Source organism: uncultured Winogradskyella sp., from assembly GCF_937958655.1.
In the GTDB taxonomy this organism is placed as follows: Bacteria; Bacteroidota; Bacteroidia; order Flavobacteriales; family Flavobacteriaceae; genus Winogradskyella.
Genome location: NZ_CALGNH010000035.1, coordinates 1 through 18,356, shown reverse-complemented (window position 1 = coordinate 18,356; position 18,356 = coordinate 1). Strand labels below are relative to the sequence as shown.

Annotated in this window: 18 protein-coding genes; 12 read left to right on the top strand and 6 right to left on the bottom strand. The window is 34.0% G+C overall.

What is annotated here, in order from left to right:
- Positions 1–7: 7 nt before the first annotated feature.
- From Q0800_RS07960 to Q0800_RS07945, 4 genes are all read right to left on the bottom strand, one after another.
- Positions 8–790 carry a (Fe-S)-binding protein gene (locus Q0800_RS07960; protein WP_299128791.1) on the bottom strand — a complete coding sequence of 261 codons (783 nt, stop codon included), beginning with the start codon at positions 788–790 and terminating at the stop codon, positions 8–10.
- A gap of 11 nt (positions 791–801) precedes the next feature.
- Positions 802–2,115 (bottom strand): (Fe-S)-binding protein, encoded by a 1,314-nt coding sequence (locus Q0800_RS07955; RefSeq protein WP_299128790.1) that lies wholly within the window; start codon positions 2,113–2,115, stop codon positions 802–804.
- Between the two features lie 9 nt (positions 2,116–2,124).
- Positions 2,125–3,066, bottom strand: a complete 942-nt coding sequence (locus tag Q0800_RS07950; RefSeq protein WP_299128789.1) for an MlaD family protein — start codon at positions 3,064–3,066, stop codon at positions 2,125–2,127.
- A 71-nt stretch (positions 3,067–3,137) separates the two neighbouring features.
- Complete coding sequence (locus Q0800_RS07945; RefSeq protein ID WP_299128788.1) at positions 3,138–4,235, bottom strand: N-acetylmuramoyl-L-alanine amidase; 1,098 nt, start codon at positions 4,233–4,235, stop codon at positions 3,138–3,140.
- 110 nt (positions 4,236–4,345) lie between these two features.
- Between Q0800_RS07945 and Q0800_RS07940 the strand changes: the two genes are divergently transcribed.
- Both Q0800_RS07940 and Q0800_RS07935 read left to right on the top strand, forming a co-directional pair.
- On the top strand, positions 4,346–7,123 hold the full coding sequence (locus tag Q0800_RS07940) for a putative LPS assembly protein LptD (RefSeq protein ID WP_299128787.1): 2,778 nt from the start codon (positions 4,346–4,348) through the stop codon (positions 7,121–7,123).
- Between the two features lie 19 nt (positions 7,124–7,142).
- Entirely contained in the window at positions 7,143–7,526 is a 384-nt protein-coding gene (locus tag Q0800_RS07935) for a RidA family protein (protein WP_299128786.1), read from the top strand.
- Positions 7,527–7,609: 83 nt separating this feature from the next.
- On the opposite strand, the gene Q0800_RS07930 is transcribed toward Q0800_RS07935, so the two are convergent.
- Positions 7,610–7,963 carry a 4Fe-4S dicluster domain-containing protein gene (locus Q0800_RS07930; protein WP_186845598.1) on the bottom strand — a complete coding sequence of 118 codons (354 nt, stop codon included), beginning with the start codon at positions 7,961–7,963 and terminating at the stop codon, positions 7,610–7,612.
- Between the two features lie 74 nt (positions 7,964–8,037).
- Between Q0800_RS07930 and Q0800_RS07925 the strand changes: the two genes are divergently transcribed.
- The 9 genes from Q0800_RS07925 to Q0800_RS07885 all read left to right on the top strand — a co-directional run bounded on the left by Q0800_RS07925 (position 8,038) and on the right by Q0800_RS07885 (position 16,731).
- Entirely contained in the window at positions 8,038–9,096 is a 1,059-nt protein-coding gene (locus Q0800_RS07925) for an acyl-CoA reductase (protein WP_299128785.1), read from the top strand.
- Between the two features lie 112 nt (positions 9,097–9,208).
- Positions 9,209–10,270 carry a 3-phosphoserine/phosphohydroxythreonine transaminase gene (gene serC, locus Q0800_RS07920; protein WP_299128784.1) on the top strand — a complete coding sequence of 354 codons (1,062 nt, stop codon included), beginning with the start codon at positions 9,209–9,211 and terminating at the stop codon, positions 10,268–10,270.
- A 131-nt stretch (positions 10,271–10,401) separates the two neighbouring features.
- Complete coding sequence (locus tag Q0800_RS07915; RefSeq protein ID WP_299128783.1) at positions 10,402–11,352, top strand: D-2-hydroxyacid dehydrogenase; 951 nt, start codon at positions 10,402–10,404, stop codon at positions 11,350–11,352.
- 89 nt (positions 11,353–11,441) lie between these two features.
- Complete coding sequence (locus Q0800_RS07910; protein WP_299128782.1) at positions 11,442–12,077, top strand: DUF937 domain-containing protein; 636 nt, start codon at positions 11,442–11,444, stop codon at positions 12,075–12,077.
- Positions 12,078–12,282: 205 nt separating this feature from the next.
- The gene (locus Q0800_RS07905; protein ID WP_299128781.1) at positions 12,283–12,723 is read left to right on the top strand and encodes a DUF6146 family protein; all 441 of its coding nucleotides are present in this window, start codon (positions 12,283–12,285) and stop codon (positions 12,721–12,723) included.
- A 27-nt stretch (positions 12,724–12,750) separates the two neighbouring features.
- Entirely contained in the window at positions 12,751–13,239 is a 489-nt protein-coding gene (locus Q0800_RS07900) for a DUF6787 family protein (protein WP_299128780.1), read from the top strand.
- Between the two features lie 58 nt (positions 13,240–13,297).
- Positions 13,298–13,642: a hypothetical protein gene (locus Q0800_RS07895; protein ID WP_299128779.1), complete on the top strand. Its 345-nt coding sequence runs from the start codon at positions 13,298–13,300 to the stop codon at positions 13,640–13,642.
- 48 nt (positions 13,643–13,690) lie between these two features.
- Positions 13,691–16,087, top strand: a complete 2,397-nt coding sequence (locus Q0800_RS07890) for a TonB-dependent receptor (protein ID WP_299128778.1) — start codon at positions 13,691–13,693, stop codon at positions 16,085–16,087.
- 56 nt (positions 16,088–16,143) lie between these two features.
- Positions 16,144–16,731, top strand: coding sequence for a type 1 periplasmic binding fold superfamily protein (locus Q0800_RS07885; protein WP_299128777.1), 588 nt, complete (start codon positions 16,144–16,146; stop codon positions 16,729–16,731).
- A 193-nt stretch (positions 16,732–16,924) separates the two neighbouring features.
- On the opposite strand, the gene Q0800_RS07880 is transcribed toward Q0800_RS07885, so the two are convergent.
- On the bottom strand, positions 16,925–17,197 hold the full coding sequence (locus Q0800_RS07880; RefSeq protein ID WP_299128776.1) for a hypothetical protein: 273 nt from the start codon (positions 17,195–17,197) through the stop codon (positions 16,925–16,927).
- Between the two features lie 248 nt (positions 17,198–17,445).
- On the opposite strand from Q0800_RS07880, the gene Q0800_RS07875 reads away from it, so the two are divergent.
- A partial coding sequence (locus Q0800_RS07875) for a DUF5916 domain-containing protein (protein ID WP_299128775.1) occupies positions 17,446–18,356 on the top strand: 911 nt, incomplete at its 3' end.

Genomic DNA, 18,356 nt, shown 5'->3' with positions numbered 1-18,356 from the left:
ATAATAATTAACTGTTGGCTATAAGCTCTGCGATATCTAATACTTTAATACTTTCTTCCTTTTCATTAAACTTAACACCATCACTCATCATGGTATTGCAATAAGGACAACCTGTGGCAATAATATCTGGTTGCGTCTCAAGAGCATCTTGAGTTCTTAGAATATTAATGTCCATATCCCCTTTTTCTGGCTCTTTAAACATTTGTGCTCCACCAGCACCACAACATAATGCGGTACTTTTATGACGTTTCATTTCTACAAGATTAGCATTGGTTTTTTTTAATACATCTCTAGGTGCGTCATATTCTGAATTGGCTCTACCGAGATAACACGGATCATGAAACGTTATACGCTTTCCTTTATACGTATCGCCAGTTACAGCTAATCTTCCATTATTAAACAACTCTTTAATGTACTGTGTATGGTGAATAACCTCATACTTTCCACCTAAACTCGGGTATTCATTCTTAAGGCAATTATATGAGTGCGGATCGCAAGTTACTATGCGCTTTATATCATAAGCATTAAGCACTTCAATGTTCATCATAGCCTGCATTTGAAACAAAAATTCGTTACCTGCACGCTTTGCCAAATCTCCCGTATTGCTTTCTTCTGTTCCTAAAACAGCAAAATCGACCTTGGCTTTATTAAGAATTTTTACAAATGCTTTGGTTATTTTTTTTGCTCTATCATCATAGCTACCAGCAGAACCTACCCAAAATAAGATTTCGGGCTGTTTACCTTCTGCCATAAATTCTGCCATTGTTGGTACTTTAAGTTGTTCGCTCATAGTCATAAATTTTAGTCATCCTTCCAATTAAGGCGATCCATTTGGTTATAAGGCCAAGGCGCTCCGTTATTTTCTATATTAGTCATCATAGTATTGAGTTCCATTGGTGCAGCACTTTGTTCCATTACTAAATAACGTCTCATGTCTAAAATTATAGATAATGGATTTATACTCACAGGACATTCTTCTACACAAGCATTACATGTGGTACAAGCCCAAAGCTCTTCGTTTGTGATGTAATCCCCTAAAAGTTGTTTTCCATCGTCTTTAAATTCACCCTTATTAGCATCTATGTTTTTACCTACTTCTTCTAAGCGATCGCGTGTATCCATCATAATTTTACGAGGAGACAATTTCTTACCTGTTAGATTAGCAGGACACGCAGATGTGCAGCGCCCACATTCCGTACAGGTATAGGCGTTTAAAAGCTGAACTTGGTCTAAATCCATAACATCGCTGGCACCAAATTTCTCTGGCACTTCGTCTTCCGTACCTTCTGCTGGCGCTGCAAATGGATCTGCATTAGGATCCATCATAAGCTTTACCTCATTAGTTACAGCCTCTAGATTATTAAATTTTCCTTTAGGCTCTACACTTCCTAAATACGTGTTTGGAAATGCTAAAAGTATATGTAAGTGTTTGGAAAAGTATAAATAATTTAAAAAGATTAAAATACCAATAATATGTAACCACCATGCTGTTCTTTCTATAATATGAAGTGCTTCGGGTGAAAAACCATTGAACCATGGTGCTATGAATTTTGATATAATATTACCAGAAGCCATGTTCTGAAAAGAGATGTCAGTAGCATTCATTACTAAAAATAAACACATTAAAACAACTTCAAAATATAATATAATATTACCATCGCTTTTGGGCCAACCTTTCATTTCGGCACTTAAAAAGCGCTTAAGCTTAATTACATTTCTACGTAGCCAAAATATAACCACAGTAATTAAGACCAAAACAGCCAAAATTTCAAAACTACCAATTAAAAATCCATAAACTGATTCTGGTAAAACCGTTGTACCTATACGATGTGTCCCAAAAAGACCATCGATAATAATTTCTAGGACTTCTATATTTATAATTACAAAACCTACATAAACTATAATGTGGAGAATACCAGCGATTGGACGCCTTACCATTTTACTTTGCCCCAGAGCTATCCTGGCCATATTTTGCCAGCGCTCAGATTTATTATTACTGGTATCTACGGCTTTACCTAATTTTATGTTTCGGGTTAATCGTTTTATATTTTTTGTAAAATAACCAATACCCAAAATTAGGATAGCGGCAAAGAGAATGTTTGGTATATAGTCCATAAAAACAGTCTAGTTTTTTTGATCTTCAGTTGGTGCTTGGTAAGGAATTTCTTTTTTAGATAAAATACGTCGGTAGCGTGCAGGATGTAGTTTTATGTCAAGCAGCAACAGCTCTAATTCCTTGGATGCACCTTCTAAATTATTATATAAAGCGTCGTCTTTAAGCAACTTTCCCATGGTACCTTCTCCACGATCTAAACTTGCCAATAAACTTTGCATATTAACAATAGTCTTATCTAAATCTTGGATGGTTTTAGCCAAGCCTGCGGCTTTTAATTCAGCCGTGAGTTCAGTAAGATTTTTGCTCGTTTCATTAAAATTTTCTAGTACCAAAGCAATCTTATCATCGTTAGATGTAATTAAATTTTGTAAGGTCAGTGATAAATCTTTAAATGATCGTATTGTAGTATTTAGTTCTGCTATAGCATGTTTTAAGCCATTGTCTGAATTGTCTAATACCAGAGCATTTAAGCTATTTACTAAAGTATCTGCCGAGTCTAACGTACCACTAAGACCAGATGTAACTTTAGGCAAATCACTTTCTAAGGAAGACACTAAACCTGCCTTAACCTCTGACTGAATAAAGTCTCCTGCTTTTGCAAATTCGCCATCTTCAGCATCTATTATTGCTAAGGCATTACCCCCCATGAGTCCGGTTTGGTAGAGTCTTATAACACTGTTTTTTGAAAACTTAAGTTTTGGATTTACAGAAAATGCTACTTTGGTTTTACCAGATTCAAAATCGTAACTTATATCTTCTATTTTACCTATTCTATTACCACGAACCGTTACTGGTGATGCGGTACTTAAGGCATTGTAATTAAATTCTGTGTAATACGTTTCTGTGTTAGTGAATAGATCTTCACCTTTTAAAAATGAAAATAAGTATATAAATAGCGCAATACCAGATAAGACTAAGATTGCTACTTTAACTTCTCTAGAAATTTTCAATGGGCTGTACTTTGGTTTAAAACAAAATTAGGTATAAATATATTAATAATGTTTCTAATTAAGCGTGGATTTTACAGCTTAGAAATATCAATTCGCTTCCCGTCTTTATAACCTACAACAAAACAAGTTGTATACCCTTTTTCTTTAGCTTGTTGTTGAAGTTGTCTTGCTTCTGCAAGATCCGAGGTGTTACCATAATAATATTTGTAAAGCGATCCTACTTTTTCTTTACTTATGCCTCTAAGCCCTTTAAAGTTATAGGATTGGGGTTCTAAATTTTTAGAACTCGCTGCAATCTGCACCTTAAACAAAACACCATCGTACGTTAATGGCACATCCTCTAAGGCCTCTGTAAGTTCAGGGTCAATTCCTAATAAACCACTGCCTACATTTAAATCAATTTCTTTTTTATAATCTAAAATAGCATCGCGTATAGAGGTTGCCATTTTAGATTGTCCTTTTTTGGTATTAAGATAAGCCCCTTCCTTTTTATTGGTTAAAAAACCGACCTCCACTAAAACACTAGGCATGTACGTATTACGTATAACTAATAAACTGGCTTGCTTTAACCCTCTGCTTTTACGTTTGGCCTGATTAATAAAATTATCTTCTATTTTCCGCGCTAACACAATACTTTGCTCTACATACACTTCCTGCTCTATACCTATGGCAATTGTTGATTCTGGCGAGCTTGGATTAAAGCCTTGGTAGTTTTCTTGATAATTATCTTCAAGAAAAATTACTTCGTTTTCATGTTTTGCAACTTCAAAGTTTCTTCCCGTATTTTTTTCACCTAGCACAAAGGTTTCTGTGCCATAGGCTTGTGAGCTATGTGCATTACAATGGATAGATACAAAAAGATCAGCATCGGCTTTATTAGCTATGTTGGCACGTTCGTATAATTCTACAAACACATCTGTTTTACGCGTGTATATAACCTTTATATCCTTATGCTTTTCTAGGGCTTTACCTACCTCTAATGTTACATTAAGCGCTATATTTTTTTCTTTGTAACCATTACCTAGATTACCATGATCACCACCGCCATGGCCAGCATCTAAAACCACCACAAATTTATCTTGTTGCGCATGCAAATCCGCGCTCAATGTTAAAGAAGTGATAAAAATGACCGTGCGTAATACTATTATGTATTTTAGCGTCGTTTTCATATTTAATCTAACGGTTTTTAATCTCTAATTATTACGAGTTATTGTTAGCAAAACAGTAATTTTTAACTTTATGATTTTAAAAAATCAATCACAAAAAAATATATGTACTTTTGGCGTTTCAAAAACCGAGCCATACTTTTACAAAAATACATCTAAAAGGATTGCGTACAAATAGTCTCCACATACTTTTTATGCTGAGTTTTACAGTGCTTATCAACACTTTTGGTAATGCACAAGAACTACCTAATACTAAGACTAAAATACCTGCAGAGCAAAAAAAAGACACAGCAGTTGTGGCTGTAGATTCGCTTTTAAAAACGCCTATAAATTCAAAATTACAAGATTCCACAAAGCAAGATTCTATAAAAAAAGATCCTTTTTTAAAAGCCATTGTTACTTACAAAGCCAAAGATTATGTTGCTATTAATCAACGAAAACAGCAAATACGACTCTATAACGAAGCTAGTGTAGATTATGAGGATATGCTTATTACGGCTGGTGTTATTGTTATAGATTATAGCAAAAATCTAGTTTACGCAGGACGATTAAAAGATTCTACTGGGTATTCTCAAAAGCCAGTTTTTACTCAAGGCGCTAATATTATAGAACCAGACTCTATTGTTTTTAATACAAACACACGTAAAGCACTTATTTTTAATTCTGCCACAGAGCAAAGTGGAGGTACCGTACTTGCCGAACGCACAAAACGAGAGAATGATTCTGTTTATTTTATTTCTAGAGGAAAGTTTACAACTGCTGAAAATCTTGATGATCCGGAATATTATATCTTAATGAATAGGGCAAAAATCGTCCCTAATAAAAAGATAGTAACTGGTATGAGCCAAATGTATATATACGACGTGCCCACACCAATAGCCATACCTTTTGCTTATTTCCCTATGTCTAAGACCCAAACTTCGGGTATTATTTTTCCGTCGTTTGGAGAAGATACAGGAAACGATAGAGGTTACTTTTTACAAAACGGAGGCTATTATTTTGCTATCAGTGATTATTTTGATTTAGCCGTCTTAGGCGATTATTACACTAATGGTAGTTATGGTGTTAGGCTAGAGAGTAATTATGCTGTACGTTATAAGTATAGAGGTAATGTAGGATTTAGATATGAAAATTTACTTAATAGCGAACGTGGTTTTCCAGATTTTAGACAAAGTACAGTATATAACATTAGATGGTCGCATAGCCAAGATACCAAGGCTAATCCTAATTCGAGATTTTCGGCTTCTGTAAACCTTGGTAGTAGTCAGTTCTTTCAGCAATCTATAAACCAAATCAATCAAGCCAGTTTTTTAAATAACACCCTAGCCTCTTCTGTTTCGTATTCTAAAACGTTTCAAGGTGAGCCACAGGTAAATTTAAATTTAACAGCAACTCATAGTCAAAACACCAATACCGAAGCCATTAATCTTACACTACCAACGCTACAAGCCTCTATGAGTAGAGTATTTCCATTTGCTCCAAAATCTGGCACAAAGAAAGGAGCTATACAAAATATTAACTTTCAGGTCAATACAAGAGGGGAATACAGAATAAGCACTACAGATTCCTTATTTGGCCGGAGTGAAATGTTTGATGACGCAGTTACAGGTATGCGACACAGCATTCCGGTAACTACCAACTTTAAATTATTTAAATATTTTAGCGCCAGTACAAGTGCTAATTTTGAAGAAACGTGGACACTAAAAACCACCAGACGCACTAATATTTTTGAAGGAGAAACGTCAACACCAATAGATGTTAATGGTTTTGACCGATTTTTAACCTACAATTTTAGTACTAGTATTGGTACAACATTATACGGTATGTTTAATTTTGATAAAAAAGGTAAAAACCATAAACTGAAAGCCATTAGGCATGTTATGAGGCCTTCCTTAAGTTACACCATAACACCTGCTTTTGATGAGTTTTATGAAACTTATGATGTTATTGATGCTGACGGCACTACCATAGATCAAGTTGAATTCACTCGCTTTGAAAATTCCTTATTTGGCGCACCTGGTAACAACTTCTCTAGTAACATCGGTTTGTCCATTGGTAATAATTTTGAAGCTAAAGTAAGATCTAGAGATTCTACAAAAACAGACCCTGAGAAAATATTTTTACTAAATAACCTTAACGTATCTACGTCTTACAATTTAGCAGCAGATTCTTTAAATATTAGCCCTGTGCGTGTTTCTGGCGGTACTCAGATTCTAAATAAAAAAATGAATATCAATTTTGGCATGACCCTAAATCCGTATGCCTTAGACAGCAATAATAATCTTATAGATACCTTTAATATAAACAACGGAGGGAGTTTATTTAGGCTTACTTCTGCTAACTTAAATATTAGTTATTCCTTAAACAATAAGAGTTTTTCAAGAAACGGAAAAGATGACGACAAGGATGAAGAGCAGCAGCGCAAAGCAGCAACCTCTAACAGTAGAACTGACGATTTATTTGGAAAATCACAAGACTTTGCAGACCAACGGCTTACTAACAAAGACAATAAATCAAAAAAGAAGGACGAAGAAGACGATCTCTATAATTACAAAATGCCTTGGAACTTAAGGCTTGCTTATGCTGCAAATTATAACAACACAAGACGACAAGATCAAATCTCTTCGCACTCCTTAATGTTTTCTGGCGATGTAGAGCTTTCTCCTAAATGGAGTATTGGTGCGTCCTCTGGTTATGATTTTCTTAATAATGGATTTACCTTCACCCAATTACGTTTTGAAAGAGATCTTCTAAGCTGGCGTATGAATTTTACTTGGGTTCCTTTTAGTAACCGAAGTTCTTGGAATTTCTTTATTGGTATAAAATCTAATTTACTTAAAGATTTAAAATACGACCAACGACGCCAACCAGACAGACAACTTGGCAACTAATCATATAACACAAAATATTATGTCAAAAAAAATAATAAACACCTCCAAAGCACCTGCACCAATTGGCCCTTACAACCAAGCTATATTAGTAGGCAACACACTTTACACCTCTGGGCAAATTGCATTAGACCCTACTACTATGGAACTTGTTTTAGACGATATTAAAACAGAAACCAAACAAGTAATGGAGAATATAAAAGCAGTTTTAGAGGCTGCCCAAATGACCTTTAACGATGTTATAAAAACATCTATTTTTATTAGTGATATGAATAACTTTGGTCAGATAAATGAAATCTACGGCCAGTATTTTGATGAATCAACTGCACCAGCAAGAGAAACTGTTGAAGTAGCAAACCTGCCTAAGTTTGTTAATGTAGAAATAAGCATGATTGCAATTAAATAGGTTCTAAAAAAAATAGAGCATAAAAAAATCCTGAACTTACTTTAGTTCAGGATTTTTAATTTTTTATAAGACTGTTTTAATTCTTAACCTTCAGGATGCATAAAACGTTGCTTTCCCAGTAACTCTTCTTCAGTTTCAACAACATCCTCATCTGGCACACAACAATCTACAGGGCAAACTGCAGCACATTGTGGCTCCTCATGGAAACCCATACACTCTGTACACTTATCTGGCGCTATGTAGTAAACTTCATCACTTATAGGTTCTTGCGTTTCGTCTGCATCTACTTCTTTTCCGCTTGGTAACACAACCTTACCTTTTAAGCTTGTACCGTCAGCATAACGCCAATCATCTGCACCTTCATAAATCGCTGTATTTGGACATTCTGGCTCGCAAGCACCACAATTAATACATTCGTCTGTGATAATAATTGCCATAGTAATTCTTCTTTTAATTGTATAAATTTGTGGTTGCAAAAATAGAGCCAAAACATTGTTTTACCAAACACAATATGGATTTACAACAAAGAATTAACGCTTTCTCAAAACTCGGTGCTTTTTTAAGTCAATTTAGTACTAATAATACTCAAAAAAAAGACGGAGTTGAAGCAAATGACTTGTTTTATGATGGTTTTAAACATCAAATAAAGCTAGCCAAAGAGCACAACGGCTGGTTTACAGACGCTAATATTACATTTAGTTTTGAGTCTTGGGCAAATGCACTTACTACTACTAATCTAAGCCAATGGACTAAAGTATATACCTTTAATGCACTACACCCAAAAACTATAGCCATCATTATGGCGGGTAATATTCCTTTAGTTGGTTTTCATGATTTTTTATCAGTTCTTATGTCTGGGCATAATGTTATTGCAAAGCAGTCCTCCAATGATAAACATCTTCTACCCTATCTAGCCAAGTATTTAGAAGTTGTAGAACCTAACTTTAAAGGCCGCATTAGTTTTACAGACCAAAAATTATCAAATTTTGATGCCGTCATTGCAACTGGAAGCGATAACACAGCACGTTATTTTGAATATTATTTTAAAAACAAACCCTCTATTATAAGAAAAAATCGAAATTCTGTAGCTGTGCTCACTAACCATGAGACTAAAGAACAACTAGAGGCACTTTCTAATGATATTTTTAGATACTATGGCTTAGGGTGTAGAAATGTCTCTAAACTATTTGTCCCTAAAGACTATAACTTTGATACTTTTTTTAATGCGGTTTATAATTGGCACCCTATTATTAATGAGGCGAAATATGCTAACAATTATGACTATAATAAGGCGGTATACCTTATGAGTGAGTTTGAGTTGCTAGACAATGGTTTTTTAATGGTAAAAGAAGATGACAGTTACTCCTCACCAATTGCAACAGTTTTCTATGAAACCTATGAATCTAAAGAACAATTACTAGAAAAACTTAGGCAAGACACCCATAAAATGCAGTGTATAGTTGCTGATGGTCTAATTTCAGAAGAAATTCCATTTGGTCAAACACAAAAACCAGAGCTTTGGGATTATGCAGACAATGTAGATACTGTTGAATTCTTGTTAAAAATATAGCCTAAAAATTATTAATTTAATAATACTTTATAGGTAATAAATTAAGACCTTTGTAATATAATTATTTAAAAAAAAAGATTTCCGATGCCTCGGAAAAGAAATTATAAATTTCATGAAAAAACATAATTTTAGCGCAGGCCCTTGTGTATTACCTAAATCCGTTATGGAGAAAGCTTCTAAAGCACTTATAGACTTTGATGAAGGCTTATCTCTTATAGAAATTTCGCACAGAAGCAAACCATTTGTAGACGTAATGGAACATGCCAGAGCATTAGCTTTGGAGTTGTTAGGTTTAGAAGGTAAAGGTTATAAAGCATTATTTCTGCAAGGTGGTGCTAGTTCGCAATTTTTAATGGTAGCATTAAATCTTTTAGAAAAAAGAGCGGGTTATCTTAATACAGGTACTTGGAGTGATAAAGCCATTAAAGAAGCTAAAATCTATGATGATATTTACGAAGTAGGGTCTTCTAAAAGTGCTAACTTTAATTATATCCCAAAAGGATATGAAATACCTGAAGATTACGATTATTTTCATTGTACATCTAACAATACCATATTTGGTACTCAAATGAAGCGTTTCCCAAATTCACCGATACCAATGGTATGTGACATGAGTAGCGATATCTTTTCGCGTCAATTAGATTTTTCTAAGTTTGATTTAATTTATGCTGGTGCACAAAAAAATATGGGTCCTGCTGGTACAACTTTAGTGGTTGTAAAAGAAGACATTTTAGGTAAAGTATCTCGTAAAATACCATCAATGATGGATTATAAAGTACATATAGGTAAAGGAAGTATGTTTAATACACCTCCTGTATTTGCTGTTTATGTATCCATGTTAACCATGCAATGGTTAAAAGATTTAGGCGGTATTAAAGCTATTGAGGAAGAAAATGAAAAGAAAGCGAGATTAATCTACTCTGAGATTGATTTAAATCCATTGTTTAAAGGGTATGCTGTTAAAGAAGATCGTTCTAATATGAATGCTACATTTACATTAGAAAACGAAAATCTAAAGGAAACTTTTGATGCTATGTGGAAAGAAGCTGGCATCAATGGACTAAATGGTCATAGAAGTGTTGGTGGTTATAGAGCATCAATGTATAACGCCTTATCACTAGATAGTGTAAAGGTGTTAGTAGAGGTAATGAGTGACTTAGAGAGTAAGGCATAAAAAATATTAATCGTCATTCCGAACGAAGTGAAGAAATCTATTTAAAAGATTGCCACGTCATGCATCCTCGCAAGGATAAAATAAATAATAAAAATATTTCCGCTTAAGCGGAAATGAAAAATAAATTTTCAATGAAAGTATTAGCAAATGATGGTGTTTCTCAAAGTGGTGTAACAGCACTCGAAGCTGCAGGTTACGAGGTTATAACAACTAATGTGGCGCAAGAGCAACTTCAAAATTATATCAATGAAAATGAAATCACTGTACTCTTAGTAAGAAGTGCTACTAAAGTTAGAAAAGATCTAATAGACAATTGCCCTAGTCTTAAAATTATTGGACGTGGTGGTGTTGGTATGGATAATATAGATGTAGATTATGCTAAAGAAAAAGGACTGCACGTTATTAATACACCTGCTGCCTCCTCTCACTCTGTTGCAGAACTCGTTTTTGCGCATTTCTATGGTCTTGCTCGTTTCTTGCATAACTCTAATAGAGAGATGCCCTTAGAAGGCGATTCAAAATTCAAAAATCTTAAAAAAGCCTATGCCAAAGGCACCGAACTTAAGGGTAAAACTCTAGGTGTATTAGGGTTTGGACGTATTGGCCAGGCTACGGCCAAAGTTGCTATAGGCGCTGGAATGAAAGTAGTTGCTTTTGATCCTTTTATGGAAAAAGCAAATCTTGAATTAGACTTTTTTGATGGTCAAAAAATGAACTTTGAAATTGAAACCATCTCTAAAGAAGACGTTTTAAAACAAGCAGACTTTTTAACGCTACATGTACCAGCACAAAAAGACTATGTGATTGATGAAAAAGAATTTAATCAGATGAAAGATGGTGTCATTTTAGCCAATGCAGCTAGAGGCGGTGTTATTAACGAAATTGCATTAGTAAAAGCCATTGAAAGCGGCAAGGTAGCTAGAGCTGCACTAGATGTTTTTGAAAAAGAGCCACAACCAGAAATTCAGTTATTAATGAATCCTGCACTATCACTTACACCGCATACTGGTGCAGCAACTAACGAAGCCCAAGATAGAATTGGTTTAGAGCTTGCAGACCAAATTAAAAGTATTTTAGGGTAAATGTGACCAAAATTTAAAATAAGAGTCCTACTTTATAGTTAGGACTTTTTTTGTACCTTGATAACATTATTAACTAATTAAATTAAAACATGTCTGGAATTTTAGATTTATTAAACAGTGACCTAGGAAAAACTATTATAAATGGTGTTTCTGGCTCTACAGGAAACGACAAAAGTAAAACAAGCAGTGTATTAACAATGGCGCTGCCAGTGCTTATGAAAGCAATGGAACGCAATGCCTCTACACCAGAAGGTGCTCAGGGTTTATTAGGAGCACTAAGTAATAAACACGATGGTAGTATCTTAGATAACCTTGGAGGTCTATTTGGAGGTGGTGTTGATGAAGACGTTAAAGTAGATGGATCTAAAATATTAGGACACGTACTTGGACAAAGACAACAAGGAGTACAACAAGTTATTGGACAAAAAGCAGGACTAGATAGCGGCTCTGTAGGAGATATACTAAAAGTAGCAGCTCCAATTTTAATGGGAGTTTTAGGAAAGCAAACACGTCAAAATAACGTAAGTTCTCAAGGAGATTTATCTGGCTTGCTTGGAGGACTTTTAGGTGGAAGCAAAACACAAAATGAGCAGAGTTTCTTGGAGAAAATATTAGATGCCGACGGAGACGGAAGTGTTATTGATGATGTTGCAGGTATGGTACTTGGTGGAGCTAAGAAAAAAGGCGGTCTTGGTGGCTTACTAGGTGGTCTTTTTGGTAAATAATCAGTTCACAATTTATATTAAATTAAAGCAGCTCAATAATGAGCTGTTTTTTTTATACGATAGTTTTAGACTCATTCATAAGTAGTATATACTAAATAATTATTAGCGCTCACGTAATTCTATTATTTTTTTATGATCTATAGCGTTTGCTTTGTTGAGTTCGTTGTAACACAAAAAAACAAATTAATTTAATATCTTTATTATTATGAAAACATCTGTACTGCCTATTGCTATTCTCCTAATTCTTATAGCAAGTTGTAAATCCTATAACACAAAACAAGTTATTAATAATGGATCAGATAATCCATTAGTTGCAAATGACACGGTTACGATCAGTAGCGACGAAACCGATTACGAAATTATTATTATTGAACCAGGTTTTAACGGATGGCTTTTAAGTACAGCACGCCCAAGAGGCTATTATACGCAAAACTGGTTAGAGAATAGAAATGATCTGCTAGTTCAGGCTTGGAATCAGAGGAACCTTCAGCCTTTTACCTATGATCCTAATTTATATGAATTAAGGATTGACTACGATCCAAGAACAGATTATGGTTATGAGGTTAATTATAAACTTTATAATTACTTCATTTATTTTCAACTAAAATATAAACAACAACTCACTGGATTTATTCCTAGAATTTAACTTAAATTTGTAACACTTTAAGGTGTTATGAAAAAATTTAAAGAACATTGGGAAATACAGCAAAATTGGCAGCTGATATTTCCCATTTTAGGTCTTGTTGGGCTAGCCTACTCTTGCTTTAGATTAGCTAATGTATTATTTGGTCAATCCAATATATACATACGCGTATTAGTAGCTGTTGTGCTCTTTTTGCCGCTTTTAAAATTTATACTTTTTCTATTTAAAAAACTCGAAAAAAAATGGGTGTTAAACTATAAATGGGAAATGATACGTGTTTTTATAGTTTTTGCAATAACAGGCTCTTCATCTTTAGTTGTCGGTAGACCCATTATGAAGCTTATTGGTATAACAAAAGATAACCTTAATATTGCTGTATACTGGTTTTTATTTTTAATCACAGGACTTATCTTTTATCAAATACTTTTAGTTACCTTTGGTTGGTTATTTGGTCAGTTTTCATTTTTCTGGGAGTTTGAGAAGAAAATGTTGAGACGATTTGGCTTTTTTAAACCGTAAATTAGGATTTTATTAACACCAAAGGTTTACATTAATAATTAGGTTTGCGCAACATTGCATGAAAAATATTTTTATTAAAATAGGAGCTATTTTTTTCTTAGCAATATTACTTACAAGTAATGTGCTAAACCTTCATATCTATGCACACCAAGATATAGATAATCAGTGTTTTATTGAAGATGAGCACAACGAAGAAAGAAATAACAATAAAGATTCTTGCGAGATATGTCATATAGCATTAAGTCTTAATGGGTTAGATTACCACTTTTCATCCTTACCTAATTTTCAAAACAATCTTACAGTTTTAAACACCTATCGTGATAATGATATTCTTGTATCACCCAATCACGGTATAATTGCTTTAACGAACAACCGTAACAAAGCACCTCCTTACCGCATTTAATACGTTATAGAAGTTATAAATAAATAATAATCAAGATATTAACAATACATGAAAAATATCTTTTTTATCCTATTTATACTTACAAGTTATTCTGGATACACACAACAATGTGATAACGTTTTAAAAGGAAATATCATAGATTTTCATGATAATTCAGCCTTAGAAAATGCCACGATAAGAATTATAGGTACAAATAGGATTACCATATCAGATAATCAAGGAGAGTTTACATTCAAAAATCTATGTAATAGCGTTTATGAATTAGAAATTTCTCATGTAGCCTGCAAGACCAAACAAGTTACATTGGAGGTTGCGGGAGATACCTTTAAATCTATAAGTATTGAACATCATATTGAGGAACTCGATCAAATTTCAATAAAAGGAACTAGTAAAACGGAAACAAAAACCGCGCAAGAAACGATCTTAAAATCTAATGTTTTAGAGCGTTATAGCAGCTTGTCGTTAGGAGATGCACTTAAGGAAGTTTCTGGCGTGTCATCTCTAAATACAGGTAATACTATTGTAAAACCAATGATAAACGGTCTACACAGTAGTAGAATTCTAATTATGAATAACGGAGTGCGCCAACAAGATCAAGAATGGGGTATTGAACATGCTCCTAGTATTGATATTAATAATGCTGGTCAAATTTCAGTCATAAAAGGTTCTGGAGCCTTAGCTTATGGTGGCGATGCTGTTGGAGGAGTTATTGTTTTAAACCCTTCTAGAATTATTAATAGAGATACCTTATATGGCAAAACCATTTTAGGTGGTCAAACTAATGGTCGTGGTTATAACATTTCAACCTCATTAAATAAAAATTACAACACTGGTTGGTTTGCCCAGGCTCAAGGCTCTTATAAAAGAAATGGTGATTTTAAAGCACCTGATTATAATCTAACAAATACCGGTTTAGATTCTAAAGGCTTTGCAGCCCGTGTTGGTAAAAGAAACTTTGAATCTGGTTTTGAATTACACTATAGTTATCTTAATAATGAAATAGGTATTTTAGGTGCCTCTCATATAGGAAGTGTTTTTGATATTGCACGTGCCATAAATTCTGGTCAGCCTTTATTAATAAGAGACTTTAGCTATACTATTAATGCACCAAAGCAAGACATAACACATCATTTAGCCAAGGCCAATTATTATAAACGTTTTCGAGGTTTTGGCAAAGTAGCCGTACAATACGACTATCAGTACAATAAACGATTAGAGTTTGATGTTAGAATTGGTGACCGACGCAATATTCCTGCCATAGACCTAACTTTACAAACACATTCTATATTGGCTGATGTTGACTTAGATGCTAATCTTGATAGAAAGATTAATTTTGGAGTTTTAGGCCGTTATCAGAATAATTTTGCCAATCCAGACACTGGCGTAAGACGACTTATACCAGATTACGATAAATATGAATTTGGTACTTATATAGTTACTGAATGGAACGTAAATGATAAACTCTTAATTGATGCTGGTATTAGATATGATTATAGCCGTATAGATGCCAAAAAGTTTTATCGTACCTCTCGGTGGGAAGAACGTGGTTATGATGTAGACTTTGCCGATATCGTTATTGAAGAATTCCCTACCCAGCTCTTAACAAACCCTATTTTTAATTACCATAATTTTTCCGCTACGGCAGGTTTAAATTTTGAGTTAGACAAAACTAATTCAATCTTGTTCAATTATAGTTTAGCTAGCAGACCGCCCAATCCGTCGGAGTTATTTAGTGATGGGCTTCATCATTCTGCCGCACGAATAGAATTAGGAGACCTTCGTTTTAATAAAGAAGTATCTAATAGGGTGTCTTTATCGCACAAATTAAATTCAAAACGATTAAATATAGTATCCGAAATATTTTACAATAGAATAAACAACTTTATCTATCTACGTCCTTTTGCCTTTACACTAACAGGGAGAGGACCATTTCCTGTTTGGGCGTATCAACAAACCGATGCAGAGCTTTACGGTATTGATCTTACAGTAACTTATGAAATTAATGATAAGTTACACTATTTAAACAAAAGCTCCTTAACAAAAGGCTACGATTTAGAAACCGACTTAGCACTTATCGATATTCCGCCATTTAGTACCTTCAATCAGATTAAATATACAAATGCTAATTGGTACAATTTTTCGGCAGCCTTAAAATCTGAATGGGTGTTTGAACAAAACGACTTCCCAGATTTTAATTTTGAAGTCGAGGATCAATTAACCGAGGAGATGGTTTTGATTGATATAAGTACACCACCACCTGCTTTTCATTTGGTTCACTTTTATACTGAAGCCACGTTTAGCTTAAGCCAAAAAACAAGATTAAATATTGGTCTAGGCGTAAATAACTTGTTTGATACAACTTATCGTAATTACTTAAATCGTTTACGCTTTTTTGCTGATGATTTAGGACGAAATTTCACCTTACAGTTACAACTTAATTATTAACACATAAATCAATTTAAACTAAAATAATGAAAATCAATTATTTAAAACCAAATTTTATGAAAACAAGTAAATTTTTTATCAATGCTTTTTTAAGCTTAGCCTTTGTCGCTTCTTTTACATCATGTTCAGATGATGATGAAAATCCAGAACCAGTAAATGAAGAGGAGTTAATTACTAATTTAACCTTAACATTCTCTAATATAGCGACACCAGCAGATGTGGTTACTATGACAAGTGTAGCGCCAGATGGTTTAGAAGAAGGTATGACAACTGAAAATGTATCAGGTAATTTTACAGCAGGCGCAACGTATGCATTATCACTTGCTATTACAAATGCCTCTGAAACACCAGCTGACGATGTACTAAACGATGACATTATCCCAGAAGCCGATGAGCACTTTTTTGTTTATGGCGTTAATGATTTAAACCTAAGTTTAACTAGAGATGCAGGTGATGTTGACGGACCAGATGGTACTAAATTAGGTGTTAATACTACTTGGGTTGCTGGAGATGCAAGCACAGGAAACTTACAAATTATCTTAGTACACGAGCCTGACTCAGTAAATGATTCTAACCCGTTTGGTTCTGCAACAGGTGGTTCAGAAGATTTTAATATTACATTTACAGGTGTATCTATACTATAAATAGACTACTTATATAGTTTCTAAAAAGAAATTTTTTCTGTCATTTAGAGCGTAGTCGAGAAATCTAAATCTTGCTTATCTAAGCATTTCGACTACGCTCAATGTGACAGCCTATTGTTTTATTGACCTTTCAGACATCCTCTTTTCGTTTCTAATTTAAAATAAAAAGCTTTGCAATACACGTAAATACACATTAGACCTTAGCCTTTTTTTGTGATTTTTGTTTGGTAAAAACAAAAGTATACAACCACATTAACGTAAATGTGGGTACTACATCTAATATAGGCAATGCCTCTTCGATAAAAGTTATGACTGCCGCTACTCTACCCTTATTCCCTTTATAGAGTTTTGTCATAAGAAATGCCGAAAGCGGTGCCCAAATAAAATCAAACGGAGGAAAAATAAAGGATACATAACCTAAGGCATCAAATAGTAGGCTTAAAGCCAATTTTTTATAGCTGTTCATTAAATATTTTTTATAGGCATAGCAACTTTATGATAGCTGCTATAATTAATTATCACTTTATAAGATAACAATAAATGTTCCAAATTAATCAAAACAATCTGCGAGAAAAAAATGATTAATTTCTCTTAAGGCTTTTTAACGTTTACTTAAGAGCATTACTGTATTAGACCAATTAGCTTTGCAGCATTAAAGAAAAACGACACCCATAAAGTATAACTTTAACACTATTTAAACTATTGCAGTTATAGATGAGCTTGCGTTCAATTTTACTTAGTATATGTATCGGTTTGGTTTCTATTGTAGCAGCCCAAGAAGAATCTAGTATTGTTTCAATAGATAAAAAATCCTTAAATATTAGTCGTGCTCAAACAGCACCTAAGATAGATGGTGTATTAAATGACAAAGCTTGGGATACTGCAGAAATCGCTACAGACTTTATAGAATTTAGACCAAATATTGGTAACACACTCCCTAAAAAAAGACGCACCGAAGTTAAAGTAACTTATGATGATAAAGCCATATATGTTGCTGCTTACCTCTATGACGATCCCTCATTAATAATGAAGCAACTGGTAAATAGGGACAACTTTGGACAGACCGATTTTTTTTCTGTAATATTTAATCCTAATAATGACGCACAAAACGATACTAACTTTTTTGTATTTAGTTCTGGCCAACAAGCCGACGCTATTGCTAATCCTAGCATAGGTGAAGATTTTAGTTGGAATGCTGTTTGGAAAAGTGCCGTTAAAATAAATGATGATGGTTGGAGCTTAGAAATGGAAATCCCTTATCGTACGCTGCGTTTTGCTGAAGAAGAAAACCCAGTTTGGGGTATTCAATTTAGTCGTTTATTTAGACGCGATAGATCACAATACACATGGAATCCTGTAGATCCTACAAAAGGGAATTTTGGACTTTACCATGGTGAGTTACACGGTCTAAGTGGTCTTAAACCACCTACAAGACTGATTTTTTATCCTTTTACAACAGGTATTTTAGATAATTTTGATGGTACTACTGAAACTACCCTTAGACTAGGTATGGACGTTAAATATGGTATAACAGATAATTTTACATTAGACGCTACATTGATTCCAGATTTTAGTCAGGCAGGTTTTGATAATTTAGTACTAAACTTAGGCCCATTTGAGCAAAC